Source organism: Vibrio sp. Vb1337, from assembly GCF_033338715.1.
Taxonomy (GTDB): Bacteria; Pseudomonadota; Gammaproteobacteria; order Enterobacterales; family Vibrionaceae; genus Vibrio; species Vibrio alginolyticus.
Map to the genome: position 1 here is coordinate 1 of NZ_JAWOTD010000260.1, position 1,055 is coordinate 1,055.

General features: G+C 46.7%; 1 protein-coding gene. It reads left to right on the plus strand.

From position 1 onward, the window contains the following. Nucleotides 1-36: 36 nt before the first annotated feature. Nucleotides 37-1,055 (plus strand): type II secretion system F family protein (locus R7E42_RS25485; protein ID WP_318073307.1); only part of this gene is annotated, 1,019 nt, incomplete at its 3' end.

Sequence of the window (1,055 nt, forward strand, 5' to 3'; positions counted from 1 at the left end):
GGGTAAGACTGATCCCATTTTCATATAGGTAAGTGAATGCCAACTTTTCGTTATCAAGGCCGCACATTAGACGGCTCATCAACCAGTGGCAAAATCGATGCGGTGAATTCAGAAGCTGCAGCGGAAGCGTTGATGAATAAAGGGATCATCCCGCTCAATCTGCGCTTAGAGAAAGAAGGCGTAAAGAACCACGTTAGTTTGTCGAAATTGTTGGTTCCTGCCATTCCACTGGAAGTGATTATTCTGTTTTCTCGTCAGTTGTTCAGCTTAACTAAAGCTGGTGTGCCTTTGCTGCGCTCAATGCGCGGCTTACTGCAAAACTGTGAAAACAAACAGCTTAAAGAAGCGCTAGAAGATGTGGTTTCTGAGTTGAGTAATGGTCGTGGCTTGTCGTCTGCGATGCAGCCGCACAACAAAGTGTTTAGTCCGTTATTCGTTTCCATGATCAACGTGGGTGAGAATACCGGTCGACTCGATGAAGCATTGCTGCAGCTGGCAAACTACTATGAGCAAGAGCTAGAAACACGCAAACGCATTAAAGCCGCGATGCGCTACCCGACGTTCGTTATCGTATTTATTACCATCGCCATGTTCATTCTGAACATTCTGGTTATCCCCGAGTTTGCATCGATGTTTACTCGTTTTGGGGTTGAGTTGCCGCTTCCAACTCGGATCTTGATTGCGACGTCCAACTTCTTTGTTCACTACTGGGGATTGCTCATTGCCGCTATGGTCGGTGCATTCTTTGTTTTCAAAGCTTGGGTTGCGACAGCAGATGGGCGGGAGAAGTTTGATAAATATCGCCTCCGCTTACCAATCGTTGGCGATATCGTAAATCGCGCTCAATTGTCGCGTTTTGCTCGAACATTCTCGTTGATGTTGAAATCAGGTGTGCCGCTCAACCAATCTTTGGCGCTTGCTGGTGAAGCATTGGGTAACCGCTTTTTAGAAAATCGAATTTTAGAGATGAAAGCAGCCATCGAAAGTGCGCAAACGGCTTTTCAATCTTGGAAAGAGGTGGCGGTATCAGAGCGAGCGCGTTTGATGCTTCGCTA